Here is a 14,097-nt window from a genome sequence, read left to right on the forward strand (position 1 = left end):
TTGCAGAGATCGACCTCGCGACGGTCCACGGTGACGAGATTCACGTCCTCCCGCACCAGCCGGCGCACGATCGCGCTGCCGGCCATGCCGCGATGGCCGGCGACGTAGACGCTTTTGCCCCTCAGCTCAAACGGTACGCTTGCCATTTACGACATCCCGTTTGGCCTCGGCCAGATCGCTCGCCATCATCTCTTCGACGAGTTGCGCAAATGTCCGTTTCGGCTTCCAGCCGAGCACCTGGCGCGCCTTGCTGGAATCGCCAATGAGCAGATCGACCTCGGTCGGACGGAAATAGGTCGGATCGATCTTCACCACAACCCTGCCACTCTTGGCATCGACACCGGTCTCGAAGACGCCTGCGCCGCGCCATTCGACGCGGCGGCCGACCTGCGCGAAGGACAGCTCGACCATCTCGCGCACCGAGCGCGTCTCGCCGGTGGCGAGCACGAAATCGTCGGGCTTGTCGGCCTGCAAGATCATGTGCATGCCCTCGACGTAATCCTTGGCATGGCCCCAGTCGCGCTTGGCCTCGAGATTGCCGAGATAGAGCGACTGTTCCAATCCGACTTCGATCCGCGCCACGCCGCGGGTGATCTTGCGTGTGACAAAGGTCTCGCCGCGGATCGGGCTCTCGTGGTTGAACAGGATGCCGTTGCTCGCGAACATGCCGTAGGCTTCGCGGTAGTTCACCGTGATCCAGTAGCCATAGAGCTTTGCAACGCCGTAAGGCGAACGCGGATAGAACGGCGTCGTCTCCTTCTGCGGGATCTCCTGCACCAGGCCGTAGAGCTCGGAGGTCGAGGCCTGATAGAACCGCGTATCCTTCTCCATGCCGAGGATACGGATTGCCTCCAAAAGGCGCAGCACGCCGATGGCGTCTGCGTTGGCGGTGTATTCCGGGCTTTCGAAGCTCACGGCGACATGACTCTGGGCCGCGAGATTGTAGATCTCGGTCGGCCGGATCTGTTGCACGAGGCGGATCAGGTTGGTCGAATCCGTCATGTCGCCGTAATGCATCAGGAACGGCACGTCGCCGACATGCGGATCCTGATAGAGGTGATCGACGCGCGCGGTATTGAACGAGGACGACCGCCGCTTGATGCCGTGCACGACATAGCCGAGCGACAGCAGATGCTCGGCCAGATAGGCACCGTCCTGACCGGTCACACCGGTGATGAGAGCGACACGTTGAGTCATGGCCGACCTTGTTCTCGCCACTTTAGAATTGAGGATGCAAACTGAGCGCCGAACGAAGCGCTTTTCGCACGTCTTCTTGGCCATATCGCCCCGCGCGGGTCAACCCCAGGGAACCGCCGGAAACCGCCCCCCCCCCGGAAGCGCGAAGACGGATTGGACCTGGAACACAATCGTGATACTGACCGCCTGGAGAGATTGGGCCGCGGCGGCGGTTTCGCGCCCCTCATAGAGAGACAAACTCGAGCCGAAATGCCCCGGGACAGAGAGAGCCTAGCGATCGACCTGGTGCTGCGTCCGGCTGTTTTCTTCGATCGCGACGGCGTTCTGAACGTCGACACCGATTACCTGTTCGAGATCGACAAATTCGTCTGGATCGACGGTGCGATTGATGCCGTCAAAGCGGTCAACGAAGCCGGCTATTTCGCCTTCGTGATCACCAACCAGTCGGGCGTGGCCAGGGGCCTCTATGGGGAGACCGACGTACATCGGCTGCACGACTGGATGGCGCGTGAACTGGAGGCCCAGGGTGCACGCATCGATGCTTTCGAATATTGCCCGTTTCATCCCGACGGATACATCGAACGTTACCGGCGCGTCAGCGAACGCCGCAAGCCGCAGCCCGGCATGATCATCGACCTTCTGAACAAGTTTCCCGTCGACGCGAGCCGGAGTTTCGTAGTCGGTGACAGTCGATCGGACATCGAGGCGGCGCACGCGGCGGGCCTCCCGGGCCACGCCTTTCCGGGCGGAAACCTGCGGGATTTCGTGCTGCCGCTTCTGGCGAACGGATAGCGGCGTGGCGAAAGCTACCAGTTTCATTCTCGCGACGGAATTCTATCCGCCGGACCCGAGCACGACGGCGATCTATCTCGGTGCGATCGCCAATGCGATCGCCCTCGACATGAACGCAGTCGTCCTGTCGGGAACGCAGGGCTCCGCAAAGCCGAAATCCGGCGACGACACGCCCGAGGTCATCGAGATCGCAAACTGGAGACCTCCCAAGCAGGCGCTCGTAAGACGCCTCATCGCAAGTTCCACGCTGGCGATGCGCTTGTTCTGGGGCGTCTATAGATGCGCAGCGCCGGGCGATGTCGTCATGTCGGTCACGAGCCCCTTCACGCTGCCCTACGCGATTACGCTTGCCGCAAGGCTGCGGGGCGCCAGGACGGCACTTCTGATCTACGACCTCTATCCGGAAGCTCTGGTGGCCGCCGGCATGGCAAGTCAGACATCGGTCGTCACACGCCTCTTGCGTATTGCCAATGGCTGGCTGTTCAGATCCCTGAACGCCATCTTTGTCATCGGCCGTGACGTGCCCCCGCTGCTGCTGCGCTATCCGCGCGTGCGCCCAGACAGCATCCATTTCGTGCCCAACTGGACATTGCTGCCGATCGGCTTCCGCGAGCCCGGTGACCGCGGCAGGTTCAGGAAGCCCTATTCGGCGCCGTTCGTTGTCGGACTCTGCGGCAATCTCGGCTTCACGCATGCACCTCGCACCGTGTTTGAAGCCGCACGGCTTCTGCAACATGAGAAGCATATACATTTCGTTCTGTCCGGCTGGGGCATCGGTTGGAACGAGTTGGAAACCCTTCAGGCCGCGGAGAAGCTGGAGAACGTGACCTTGCTGGACCCGGTGCCTGAGGAACAGCTTGCCGAATTCCTCGCGATGGCCGACGCTTGGGTCATTCCCTACCGGTGCAACGTCGCCGGGGTCTCTATCCCAAGCCGGCTCTACAACCTCCTCGCCGTTGGGCGGGCGGTTATCGTCGGAACAGAACCGAATTCGGAAGCCGCACTTGCCGTCGCCGAAGAGGACATTGGTTGGGTCGTGCCCCCGGAGGATCCGACGAGCTTGGCGCGAGCGATCTCCACGGCCGCGTCCGATCGCGCTGCGACGCTCGAGCGAGGCCGCAAGGCGGCGGTCGCTGCGCTGAAATATAGCGAGCAAACTTCGACGCAGCGCTACCGCGACATAATACGGCGCCTGCGCGAGAGCAACGACTAGAAGTCCTTGATCAGCCTGATGACCTCATCCTGCTGCTCGCGTGTGATTTCCGCAAACATCGGCAGCGAGAGCATCTTGTTCTGGTCGTCAAACGCCCGCGGAAACTGCTCAGGCTTGTGTCCAAGTCGCGAATAGGCGGGGAGCAATGGCAGGGCGGTCGGGTAATTGATCGCCGTCTGCACCCCGTTCTCGGCCAGATACGCCGCGAGCGCATCACGCTTCCGGTGCTTGATCGTATAGAGATGGTAGACGTGGTTGCGGTCAGGCGCAACGCGTGGCACCTCCACGCCGTCGAGTTGATTGAGACCGGCATCATAGACTGCCGCAGCATCCTGTCGGGCCTTGGTCCAGGCCTGCAAATGCCTGAGCTTGGCCGACAGGATCGCCGCCTGCATTCCGTCGAGCCGGCTGTTGATGCCTTCGATCAGGTGCTTGTGCTTCACGAGGCCACCATGGCGAGCCAGCATGGTCATGTGCTCGGCGAGCGCAGCGTCACCGGTCACCACCGCGCCGGCATCGCCGAACGCACCCAGATTCTTGCCCGGGTAGAATGAATAGGTCGCGGCCGCCCCGAACGTCCCGACCGGCTGATCCTTGTACCGCGCCAAATGCGCCTGGGCACAGTCCTCGATCACCCAGAGGTCGTGCTTGCGCGCGATCGCCATGATCGCGTCCATATCGGCCGGCTGGCCAAAGAGGTGCACCGGGATGATGCCGACGGTGCGCGGCGTGATCGCCGCCTCGATAGCCGCAGGGTCGATCGTGAAGGTCTCGCCGTCGGTGTCGCAGAACACGACCTGAGCACCTGCATGCGTGATCATCGCGGACGTCGATATCCAGGAATGCGCGGTCGTGATGACCTCGTCACCAGGCTTGACCTTCAGTGCGGCCATCGCGAGGTAGAGCGCGTCGGTGCCATTCGCACAGGACACGCAGTGCTCGACGCTCGCCGCTGCCGCGAACTCCCGCTCGAAGGCGTCGACATAAGGCCCGCGGATGAACGCGCTGTCGCGAATGACCGCGGCGATCGCACCGTCGATCTCATCCTTGATCGACTGATACTGGAGCCCGAGATCCGCGTATGGTACCGGCATGATTGCTATTCCTTAGGTCTTGCTCTTGAGGCGCCGGGCGGGGTTTCCGGCGTAGCTGCCCGGCTCGACAATGTCTTTAGTGACCACCGAGCCGGCTCCGATCACGACGTCGTCGGCAATCGATACCGGCATGATGGTGGCGTTAGAGCCGATCGAAACCCGGTTGCCGATTTTCGTCGCGCGCCACAATTCGCGACGTCCGCGCGCCGGCCCGCCAGTCGAAAACGTATCGTTGATGAACATCACGCCGTGTCCGACGAAGCAGTCCTCCCCGATCGACACCAGCTCGCAAATGAACGCGTGCGATTGCACGCGAGTGCGTGCACCAACAACAGCGCCGGCCTGTATTTCGGTAAATGGGCCGACGAAGCAATCATCCGCAATCTCGCAACCGTAAAGATTGCAGGGTTCGACCAGCTTAACGCGCTCGCCGAACCTGACGTCGCGAACGGCGACCTGGTGCACTTGCGGTATGCCGCTCACGAGATGACACCGAGCTTGCTTCGCCGCGGCTCAAAGCGCAGCGCAACTTCCTGCCCTGTTTCGATCGACTCGTAGAGGGCGGAGATCAGCTCGAGGCTCTTGCGGCCCTGAAGACCGTCGACGAGCGCAGCGCGCTGATGCAGCAGGCAGTCGACGACATGTTGATAATAGGCCTGGTGGCCGAAGCCGTAGACGTTCGGCGGATTGACCGAGAATTTCTCGATGACCACCTTGTCACTCGGCAACTCGTCGACAAAGTTCCAGTGCCTGATCTGGTTGACCGCGAAACCGGCGATCTCCACCGTTCCCTTCTCGCCGAGGATCGAGAGGGAACCCTCGAGATCCTTCGGCCGCACCGCCGTGGTCGCCTCGATGATACCGAGCGCGCCGTTGCGGAATTTCAGCGTCGCAACCGCAGTATCTTCGGTCTCGACCCTCACCAGGGCCGTCGTCGCTCTTGCATGCACGCTAACCACGTCCCCGAAGAACCATTCCAGCATATCGATGTGGTGACTGGCCTGATTCGTCAGCACGCCGCCGTCATACGCCCAGGTGCCGCGCCAAGCGTCTTGATCGTAATAGGACTGATCTCGGCACCAGCGCACCCGCACAGTTCCAAGGACGAGCCGGCCGAACCTTCCGGCATCCAGCGCCTCGCGCGCCTTGACGACCGGGACGTTGAAACGATTTTGTTTGACGACGAACAGCTTCACGCCCGCCTGGTCGCAAGCACGGATCATGTCGTCGGCGTCCTGCAGGCGGAGCGCCATTGGCTTTTCGACGACCACATGCTTGCCCGCCTTCGCACAGGCGATCGCATGCTGGGGATGCATGCCGCTAGGCGTCAGCACGGCAACGACGTCTATATCCTTCCGCGCTAGGAACGTATCGATGTCATAGTCTGCCGGTACTGCAAATTTGGTCGCCACGGCGTCGGCGCGCTCGCGAACGGGATCGCAAACAGCGACCAGCTTGGCATTCTCGATCTGGCCGGAGCCAAGCAGATCCGAATGCCGTTTGGAAATACGTCCGCAGCCGAGCAAGCCGAATCTGAGCATGAAACCTCCCCCCTGATCACCCGGGCCGAGGCCGTGACACCTCTATATCGACGCCCTCGCGGTCTAGTGGTCTATACGCAAAAGTTCTTTTAGATCAAGCCAATTAGGACCTTTCCGGGATGACGACCGAGCCCGATTTCGGGCGGAATCGCATGCTCCGGACGGCTTTCCCCGGAGAGATCGAGCGTTTCGATCGAGAATTGTGGGGCACGAATAACGCAAGAATCGACTTGAAATGGACTTGGCCCTCCATTTCGCCTAACAGTCGGCGAACCAGCTAAAAAGGCTGAAAGATTTCATTCCAAGTTCAAGAGCATGACCGATAAAGCCACTGTCGCGATTCTGGGGACGCTTCGGTCCTTTCGCGTTACGTTCCTGTCTGTCGCGGGGGCCACGTTCGTCGTCCTGGCGGCCGCCATCATCATTTCCGTCCAGCCTAGTTCGCTCGTCCGCTCCGCCATCGAAGTTGGAACCTTCGCCACCAACGATGGAGAGGTGCCGCTCGAACCGCCGGAACTTCTCGCAAAGCGCATCCCCGCAGTCTATCTGCCGGCAGCCATCACGGCGCTTGCCAAGAGCGGCGTGCAAGCCTCGACCTTGGGCGCGCTGCAGAATTCGTCCGCCGAAAGCATTGGCCAGACAGTGAGCATGCGGAGCATCGTCAATCCGGCCGCGGTTGCGGAAGCGAAGGAGCTCCAGCAGAAAATCATCGACCAGATAATGGACGAGGAGAGCAACCGCAGCGATGTCTTGCGCGAGGCCGCCGCTTTGCGGACAGTCCTTTGGAAAGAGACGAGCGATGAGATAGATCGGCAGATCGCCGACTATGGAAAGATCATGGACCGCCTGAGCGGACTGCTGCCCGAAGCCGAGAGCCTCCTTCGCGCCAGACAGCTCGAGCGCGGCGCAGCACTCCAGCAGCGCGCCGCAGCACAGGCCGAAGACGGCAACAAGACGACGGCGGACATCGACGGGCTGCGAAAGGAAATCGCCAACCAACTGGACCTGCTGGCGGTCCTTAGCGAGGAGCGCGCCCAATCAACGCGCGATGTCACGATGTTGCGCGCCCGGCACGATGTCCTTGCAGCGAACCTCATCGAGGCACAGATCGCCGCGCGGGCGTTCAAGGGCACGCGCGTCACGCTCGCGCCCGAAGCGATGCCGATACCGGTCGGCGCCAAGCGGTCCTCGCTGCTGTTTATCGCCGCGGTCGCGTCGATCCTGATCGCGTTCGGTTCGATTGCATTTCTCCACAACTTCGCCGTCACGAGAGACTGATCGGCCGACCACGGTGTCGCAGACAACCATCCCTGCGCAGATGAGCAGCAAAGTGAACGACATCCTCAACCGCAGCCCCGTAGAGGCCGGAACGCGCCGCAATGAGGGGCTCGGGCCCGTCTTCCTGCTCTACCTGCACGTGGCGGTCTGCTTCGTCTCAATGTGCTATGTGGTGCAGTACTACGCGCCACTCATGCGCCTGACCGTCCCAGACAGCGACAGGCTCTGGCTTGCCGCGCTGAACGTCGCCCCGTTCGCCCTGTTGTCCATCCTGTTCGCGGTGTGCCGTTTCAGCTTCGGCTACTTCGTCGGCTTCTACTTCTTCACCATGCTGATGGGATACCTCTGGCTCCTGCCGCTGTCGACATTCTCCTACGATCACATCATGGCCTATGCGTCGGCATTCGCTTCGGGACTGGCGTTTCTGTTTCCCGCCATGTTGATCACGCTGCCTGCCGGGCAGAGGTTCGCCTTGTCCGAGACGAGTTTTCGACGATTGCTGACGTCCATCCTGGCGCTCGCGGTCGTACTGCTCGCGGTCGGCGCCCTCCACAATGTGAGGGTGGTCGGAATCTCCGAGATCTACAACTTCCGCAATCAGCTCGAATTTCCGGCCTGGCTCCAGTACGGGCTGGGGGTCACCCCGAACGTCTTACTGCCGTTCGCCTTCGCGTTCTTCGTCGTCCAACGCGCCAGGTGGCGGGCCGCGTTATGCCTGCTGCTGCTGCTGATGTTCTACCCGATCACCCTAAGCAAGCTCGCGCTCTTTGCGCCGGTGTGGCTGATCATCCTGGCGGTCACCTCGCAGCTCTTCTTGGCGAGAACAGCCGTGACGCTGTCACTGCTGGCGCCAATCCTGTTCGGCGTATTGCTAGCGAGGCTGTTCGACCTGAACGCCATCTCCTATCCACAGTTCATTGGCTATTTCAGCCTGGTCAATTTCAGAATGATCGCGCTGACCTCCAGCGCCCTCGACTTCTACAACGACTTCTTTGCCCATCATGACCTGACCTGGTTTTGTCAGGTGAACGTCCTGAAATCCTTCATCGACTGCCCCTACCGCGAGCCATTGGCGATCGTGATGCAGAACGCCTACAATGCAGGGAATTTCAACGCCTCACTGTTCGCAACCGAAGGCATCGCCTCGGTCGGTGTCGTGCTTGCGCCGCTGGCGGCCTTCGTTTGCGGCCTGATCATCGCGGCCGGCAACTCCGCCTCCTCCGGCCTGCCATGGCGATTTGTCCTGCTGTCGGCTGGCATGATGCTCCAGATATTCCTCAACGTCTCTCTCACAATTACTTTCGTAACCAACGGCGCTGCACTACTCTTCATACTCTGGTACGTGACCCCCCGGACACTCTTCGGCAAGCCGGCATGAAAGCTGCGGAACGAGCCCTCGGACCGACCGGGGCCTTCGGCCTTGTGACACCTTCGTCGTGGCAAGGACGCCTGCTGCTGCTTTGGATTCACCTCGCCGCCTGCTGCCTGTCGCTGGTCTATGTCGCCCGGTACTACGGTTACACCGGGGCCGCCGCCTTCGTGCAGGCGCAGTTGCCGACGGCGACCCTGCTCGTCCTGCTGCTCGCGGCTGTCGCCATCCTCCTTGCGCGTGCCCGGTTCAGTTTCGGCTATTTCGTCGGCTTCTATCTGTACACCTTGGTTGCGGGATATACGTGGCTCGGCGTGTTCTCGAAGTTTCCCTATGACAGGGCGCTGCCCCTTGCTTCCGCCATTGCTTCGATCGTCGCGTTCCTGGTCCCGGTGCTTTTCATCACGCGGCCCGTCAAGCAACATGTCGTGCTGAGCGATGACGCGACGAAGAAGTTGCGGCTGGCCATCCTGACCATCGCGGCCACGACGATCGTGGCCGGTGCATTCTACAATTTCAGGCTGGCAGGTATCAGCGCGATCTATGACTTCCGCAATGCATTGGATTTTCCTGCCCCGCTCCGATACGCGATCGGCATAACGTCGAACGCGCTGCTGCCATTCGCCTTCGCCAGCTTCATCATGAGCGGCGAACGAGTGAAAGCCGCAATTGCTCTTCTGCTGCTGCTGGCGTTCTATCCGATCACCTTGACCAAGCTGACGTTGTTTGCCCCGTTCTGGCTTCTCTTTCTCGCGGTCGTCGCCCGAGAGCTCGAACCCAGAGCCGCCATTGTGCTGTCCCTGCTCCTGCCGATCTCGCTCGGACTATTGCTGATCATTCCGTACAGCCTCGGAGCCATCCCGTACGAATTTTTCATCAAATACTTTTCGGCGGTGAACTTCCGGATGATCGCCTTCCCCTCAATCGCACTTGACGTCTACAACGACTTCTTCTCGACCCATCAGGTAACGCACTTTTGCCAGATCCTTGTGATTAAGACGTTCCTCGGCTGCTCCTATGACGACCCGTTATCGGTCCTGATGTCCAAGAATTATGAGCTCGGGAACCTGAACGCATCACTATTTGCCACCGAGGGAATCGCATCCGTCGGCCCCCTTGCGGCGCCGGTGGCGGCGGCCGCCTGCGGGCTCATCATATCTCTCGGAAACCGGGCCTCGGCCGGCCTGCCTCCGAGATTCATCATGCTGTCGGGGGGACTGTTGAGCCAGGTGCTCCTTAACGTACCACTGGCCACGACCCTGCTGTCGAACGGTGCCCTGCTCATTTTCGTTCTCTGGTATGTCACGCCGAGGCCACGTCTCACCGCCACTGCCCAAGGGTCCCGGCCTGTTGAGGCAAGCCAATGCCATCGTCATGGTGCTGCATGCATAACGTTTTAATCATTGGAGGGGCCGGGTTCATCGGCCAGAATCTGGCGCATGCGTGGCGAGCCGTTCGTCCCGACGACCGGCTGGTCGTGGCGGATGCGATGACATATGCGGCCAATATCCGCAGCCTCGAGTCGCTGATCGCGAACGGCAGCATCGTCTTCGCCAAGGGCGACATCAGGGATGCCGGTTCGGTGCGTGCGCTGTTCGACGAGCACAAGTCCGATCGCGTGCTGCATCTGGCCGCCGAATCCCGCGCGGATCGGTCCATCCTTGATCTGGAGGGCATTCCTCCAGACCAACGTGCTCGGCACGTTCACCCTGCTCAAGGCTGCCCTCGATGCCTGGCGCGCATCAGACGTGATGCAGCATGCGCGCTTTCTCCACATCTCGACCGATGAGGTCTACGGATCGCTCGGACCGACGGACCCGCCGTTCTCGGAGTCAACGCCCTACCGCCCAATTGGCCCTACGCCGCCAGCAAGGCCGCCAGCGATCATCTCGTCCCCTCCTTCGGGGTGACTTACGGGCTGCCTGCCCCGATCACCAATTGCTCGAACAATTACGGTCCCTATCAGCATCCGAGCAATCGCGAGGTCGTCGGCACGATCTGCGACCTGATCGACCGCGCCTTTGCCTAAGATCCGCCGCTGGCGGCGCATTTCCCGTCATGCCTGGCGGCGACCGGCCAATCGTGCCGCTCGCTGATTCCGGCATGTCACGGACCGGCCCGGCCACGACCACCGCTACGCGATCGATGCGCGCAAGCTCGCAACGGAAGTCGGCGAGCGTTGCAACGTCCTGTTCGAGGCGAGCCTCGATCAAACCGTCCACTGGTACCTCGAGCACCAGAGCTGGTGGGAAGAGATCGTCAGCGGTGCCTACAAGGCCTGGCTCGACAGGAACTACAGCTTCCAGATCGCGAGCTATCACGTTGCAATCACTGGCGGTGCGGTTGAGAACCTCTCTCGCGCATCGCTTGCAGCAATCCTTCGAGGCTCGCGCCGTATAACTCCGGTGTCAGGGCTTGCATCCGCGAATGGCCCCGAGCACGCAACGTTTCTCTAAGGTCGGGACTTTCCAGGATGGCTGTAATGCTGCTCGCAATTGATCCAGCCGAATGCGGATCAAACAGGAGGCCTGCGTCTCCTACCTGATCCGGCAACGATAGGATATTTGATGCCGCCACAGCCGTACCGAGCTGAAACGCCTCAAAGATCGGAATGCTGACGCTCTCGTACAGTGACGGCATGACCAGAGCTGTTGCGAGCTGATAAATTGCTTCCAGATCGGCCTGTTCCAGGTAGCCCAAATGCCGGACGTTTCGCTCCAAGCCGAGCGTGCCGATGAGGCCGACAACCGATTGGTACTCGTCTCCTTTGTTGCCCGTAAGAGCCAGCTGCACGTCCGGATGTCGAGAGACGATCAATTTGAAAGCCTCGACCAATCGGGCATGGTTCTTGTGCGGCCAGAACTGCGCCGGGTAGAAGATGAACTTCTCAGGCAAGTTGTGCCGGCTTCGCACTTTCTCCAGTTCAACGCGAGTCACCGGGACCCTCACCCGCGCGAAAGGCGGCGCAATCAGCTTCGCCACTCTCTCCTGCGGAACTCCGAAGCTGGACACAATGTCTTCTCTTACGTGATTTGCTTCACATATGATTGCGCTTGCTCGGCTGGACAGCGCTTTGTGCACCCGATGACGCCATTCCCGTTGCTGCCAGGAAAAGCGCTCCGGAAAATGATGCTCTTGCAGGTCGTGCAACGTATACGCAAACGGCCGCGCGGTGTGCAGCGTGGCCAACGAGTAGATCGGAGCGAGAAGAATATCTTCTTCTCGGAACGGATCGTTCCGCGGCAGCCCTAGCTGGTAAGACAGCAGATAGGCAGCCTGGCTGAGACGCCCTTCGACGTAAGGTCTAACCGGGTGCCCCCATCGTCGCCAATCGCGGTTTGAGGGATCTCCGTAGATCGTGACCTGAAATCGCTTCGTGTACTGGAGCGCCTCAAGCGTGGACAGGCTGTATTGATAAGTCCCGCCAAATTCGGGCCTCGACAATAGGATCACACCAAGCTTGATCAAGACCCGCTCTTCCTGCTCAGCGATTGAATGACGGTGTCCAGATGCCTTCTGTTGCCATCCGACAGGAAGTTTGACTTCGAGAGGCCCAATCCAGATTGGGCGTAGACGCGCTCGGCCGCCGGGAACGAACCGGAGTTGTTGGCCGCGACACGATCAATGTCACCTCGCAAGATCCAGTCACGCCACGCATCACCCCGGAAGAACGACAAGGTGTTGATCAGCTCAAAATTGGCGTGCCAATGAGGAACTCCGCTTTGGCCGAGGAAATCCATCAGCTCCCTCTTGCTAAGGCCGAATGCGCTCTCTTCGAGCCGCAGGACCACTTGGGTAAACGCAGAGGACGGCACGGAGTCCGTTGCACCAAGCACCATCGAAAATCCGGGACAGTCGGCGTAAGCACTCCGGAAGTCGGCCACTCTGGCGCGCAATTCCTCAAGATGACCCGGATAGCCTCGCAATTGTTCTCGGGCGATTCCGGCGAGGATCTCCGACATCCGCCCGTTCCAGGCCAGCTGTGTGACGTCCCGCACGCCAAACTCGATCGTTCGATCGCCCCAATGTCTCAGGGATCTCAGTTCCTTTGCCAGCGCTTCATCATTGGTGACGATCATTCCTCCTTCACCGGTTTGAATCGGCTTTAAGCATCCGAACGAAAAGACTCCAACGTCACCCCAACAGCCGGCCGGCTTTCCCGCTGCTATGGCACCTAGCGCGAGACAGGTATCTTCCACAAACCTGAGGCCATTATCGTGCGCTATTTGCCGGAGCTTCGACACATCTTCCGGATTTCCCCACATGTGGGTTGCGATGAGCGCCTTGGTTTGGCCTCCGATCCTCCTTTGAACATCGGCACAATCCAACATGAAAGTCTGCTCGGAAATATCGGCAAATATCGGGGTAACACCGGCGTTCATGACGGCCATCGCGGTGGCCGAACAGGTGTCGACCTGATGGATCGCTTCGTCGCCGGGCTTCAGGCCCAGCGCTCGCAAAGACATTTGCAATGCCATGCCCCCGCTGCCTACGGCGACGGCATGCTTCGTACCTACAAACTCCGAAAATTCGGCCTCAAGGCGCTCATGCACGAGACCCCGCCCGTAGGCCATGTTCCATTGCGAGCTACGCAATATCTCGGTGACCGCCTCAACCTCGTTGCCCAATATGCGCGGGAAAACTCCTAGCGTTTGGCCGAAGAAACGCTTCGCGATGCGCGCCAGGAAATAAAAGACTCCGGGATGCCTTTTGCGAATCTTTACCGCGAGGGGAAGAAAACGTTGAAGCATGTGGGCGCTTCTATGGTGCCACTGCGACAAAGGAGTAGAGGCGACCTGGTCGATTCGAGCGCCGCAGGTACCACATCCCGATCCGGTTTACGACCGACCTCGGCAAGATGAGCCCAAGAAGTCTGCCTGGACGGGAGTCCCGAACCTTATCCAATAGGCTCTCCTCCGTGTTCGGGTGCAGATTTATCATGGAATCGTACGGCCCGAACTGAGCTAAGATCGTCAAACCGGCGCTGGAGAGAGCCTCACGGTAGTCGGCCAGGGTGAAGGCATTCTCCCCTCCGTACAATTGATGGTCGACTTGCGAATCCAGAAACGCCTGGAGGCTGGGTCCATAATCGTCGACGACATGTTCACGGCATGCCAAGAGCAGCCCGCCCGGACGAAGCACGCGAGCATATTCCGACAGCATCGCCTTGAGGTCCTGAGCGTGGTGGAGACCTTGCCGGACGTACACCACGTCGAAGCTGTTCTCCTCGAATGGCAGCTTCTCGCCAAAGGCATCCACAATGCGCGCCTTCAGCCCCTCCGAATTGAGAACGGTCGCGATCGCACCGCGACCGACTGACGAAGAAGGATCAGGCTCAACGCCGACAACATTCAACCCAAGTTTCGCAAAAGCAAATGTCGCGATACCGTTGCCTGCGGGGACATCCAATACATCCCGGCTTCCTGGGCGATATACTTCGATCAACCTGATCACCTCGGCGAATTCTCGGCTTTCTGCGAAGCGGCGACAGTTCCCCGTCAGATCGGCGGTCAAATAAGCGTCGTAGACCAGCGTCTGATGAAGCGGGTCAGACCGGAGGATCGAGATCGCTTGTTCCCAGGTGTGGTAAAACTTTCCGTCCGGCTCGGGCAT

General features: G+C 60.4%; 14 protein-coding genes and 1 pseudogene. 7 read left to right on the forward strand and 8 right to left on the reverse strand.

Annotated features, from left to right (window positions below):
* Together L6637_RS31945 and gmd are read right to left on the reverse strand one after the other, a co-directional pair.
* Positions 1-146, reverse strand: a 146-nt coding sequence (locus L6637_RS31945) for an NAD-dependent epimerase/dehydratase family protein (protein ID WP_237873156.1), incomplete at its 3' end; no start/stop codon positions are given.
* On the reverse strand, positions 127-1,197 hold the full coding sequence (gene gmd / locus L6637_RS31950) for a GDP-mannose 4,6-dehydratase (RefSeq protein ID WP_237873020.1): 1,071 nt from the start codon (positions 1,195-1,197) through the stop codon (positions 127-129). The genes L6637_RS31945 and gmd, both read right to left, overlap by 20 nt.
* Before the next feature lie 153 nt (positions 1,198-1,350).
* Here gmd and L6637_RS31955 point away from each other — a divergent pair, with 153 nt between their 5' ends.
* Positions 1,351-1,989, forward strand: coding sequence for a D-glycero-alpha-D-manno-heptose-1,7-bisphosphate 7-phosphatase (locus L6637_RS31955; RefSeq protein ID WP_338076879.1), 639 nt, complete (start codon positions 1,351-1,353; stop codon positions 1,987-1,989).
* Between the two features lie 4 nt (positions 1,990-1,993).
* On the forward strand, positions 1,994-3,202 hold the full coding sequence (locus L6637_RS31960; protein ID WP_237873021.1) for a glycosyltransferase family 4 protein: 1,209 nt from the start codon (positions 1,994-1,996) through the stop codon (positions 3,200-3,202).
* Here L6637_RS31960 and L6637_RS31965 read toward each other — a convergent pair.
* From L6637_RS31965 to L6637_RS31975, 3 genes are read right to left on the reverse strand one after another with little or no spacing between them, the layout of a single operon-like run.
* A complete protein-coding gene (locus L6637_RS31965; RefSeq protein ID WP_237873023.1) occupies positions 3,199-4,296 on the reverse strand; it encodes a DegT/DnrJ/EryC1/StrS family aminotransferase in 1,098 nt (365 codons plus the stop codon). The genes L6637_RS31960 and L6637_RS31965 overlap by 4 nt on opposite strands.
* Before the next feature lie 12 nt (positions 4,297-4,308).
* Positions 4,309-4,779 carry an acyltransferase gene (locus tag L6637_RS31970; protein ID WP_237873025.1) on the reverse strand — a complete coding sequence of 157 codons (471 nt, stop codon included), beginning with the start codon at positions 4,777-4,779 and terminating at the stop codon, positions 4,309-4,311.
* Entirely contained in the window at positions 4,776-5,837 is a 1,062-nt protein-coding gene (locus L6637_RS31975; protein ID WP_237873026.1) for a Gfo/Idh/MocA family protein, read from the reverse strand. Before L6637_RS31975 ends, L6637_RS31970 begins: the two co-directional genes overlap by 4 nt.
* A 315-nt stretch (positions 5,838-6,152) precedes the next feature.
* Here L6637_RS31975 and L6637_RS31980 point away from each other — a divergent pair, with 315 nt between their 5' ends.
* The 5 genes and pseudogenes from L6637_RS31980 (at position 6,153) to L6637_RS42860 (ending at position 10,513) form a co-directional block, all read left to right on the forward strand.
* The gene (locus L6637_RS31980) at positions 6,153-7,115 is read left to right on the forward strand and encodes a hypothetical protein (protein WP_237873027.1); all 963 of its coding nucleotides are present in this window, start codon (positions 6,153-6,155) and stop codon (positions 7,113-7,115) included.
* A gap of 52 nt (positions 7,116-7,167) precedes the next feature.
* Positions 7,168-8,493 carry a hypothetical protein gene (locus L6637_RS31985; RefSeq protein WP_237873028.1) on the forward strand — a complete coding sequence of 442 codons (1,326 nt, stop codon included), beginning with the start codon at positions 7,168-7,170 and terminating at the stop codon, positions 8,491-8,493.
* Positions 8,490-9,884, forward strand: coding sequence for a hypothetical protein (locus tag L6637_RS31990; protein ID WP_237873029.1), 1,395 nt, complete (start codon positions 8,490-8,492; stop codon positions 9,882-9,884). Before L6637_RS31985 ends, L6637_RS31990 begins: the two co-directional genes overlap by 4 nt.
* Complete coding sequence (locus L6637_RS31995; protein ID WP_237873030.1) at positions 9,869-10,273, forward strand: GDP-mannose 4,6-dehydratase; 405 nt, start codon at positions 9,869-9,871, stop codon at positions 10,271-10,273. The genes L6637_RS31990 and L6637_RS31995 overlap by 16 nt, the downstream gene beginning before the upstream one ends.
* Positions 10,176-10,513: pseudogene (locus tag L6637_RS42860) on the forward strand (GDP-mannose 4,6-dehydratase). The gene L6637_RS31995 and the pseudogene L6637_RS42860 overlap by 98 nt, the downstream one beginning before the upstream one ends.
* Before the next feature lie 299 nt (positions 10,514-10,812).
* On the opposite strand, the gene L6637_RS32000 reads toward L6637_RS42860, so the two are convergent.
* Genes L6637_RS32000 through L6637_RS32010 form a run of 3 tightly spaced genes read right to left on the reverse strand, consistent with a single transcriptional unit; the run spans position 10,813 to position 14,097 of the window.
* Complete coding sequence (locus L6637_RS32000; protein ID WP_237873032.1) at positions 10,813-11,952, reverse strand: glycosyltransferase family 4 protein; 1,140 nt, start codon at positions 11,950-11,952, stop codon at positions 10,813-10,815.
* Positions 11,949-13,235 (reverse strand): DegT/DnrJ/EryC1/StrS family aminotransferase, encoded by a 1,287-nt coding sequence (locus tag L6637_RS32005; RefSeq protein ID WP_237873033.1) that lies wholly within the window; start codon positions 13,233-13,235, stop codon positions 11,949-11,951. Before L6637_RS32005 ends, L6637_RS32000 begins: the two co-directional genes overlap by 4 nt.
* Before the next feature lie 10 nt (positions 13,236-13,245).
* A complete protein-coding gene (locus L6637_RS32010; protein ID WP_237873034.1) occupies positions 13,246-14,097 on the reverse strand; it encodes a class I SAM-dependent methyltransferase in 852 nt (283 codons plus the stop codon).

The sequence above is a fragment of the Bradyrhizobium zhengyangense genome (assembly GCF_022012435.1).
GTDB lineage: Bacteria > Pseudomonadota > Alphaproteobacteria > Rhizobiales > Xanthobacteraceae > Bradyrhizobium > Bradyrhizobium zhengyangense.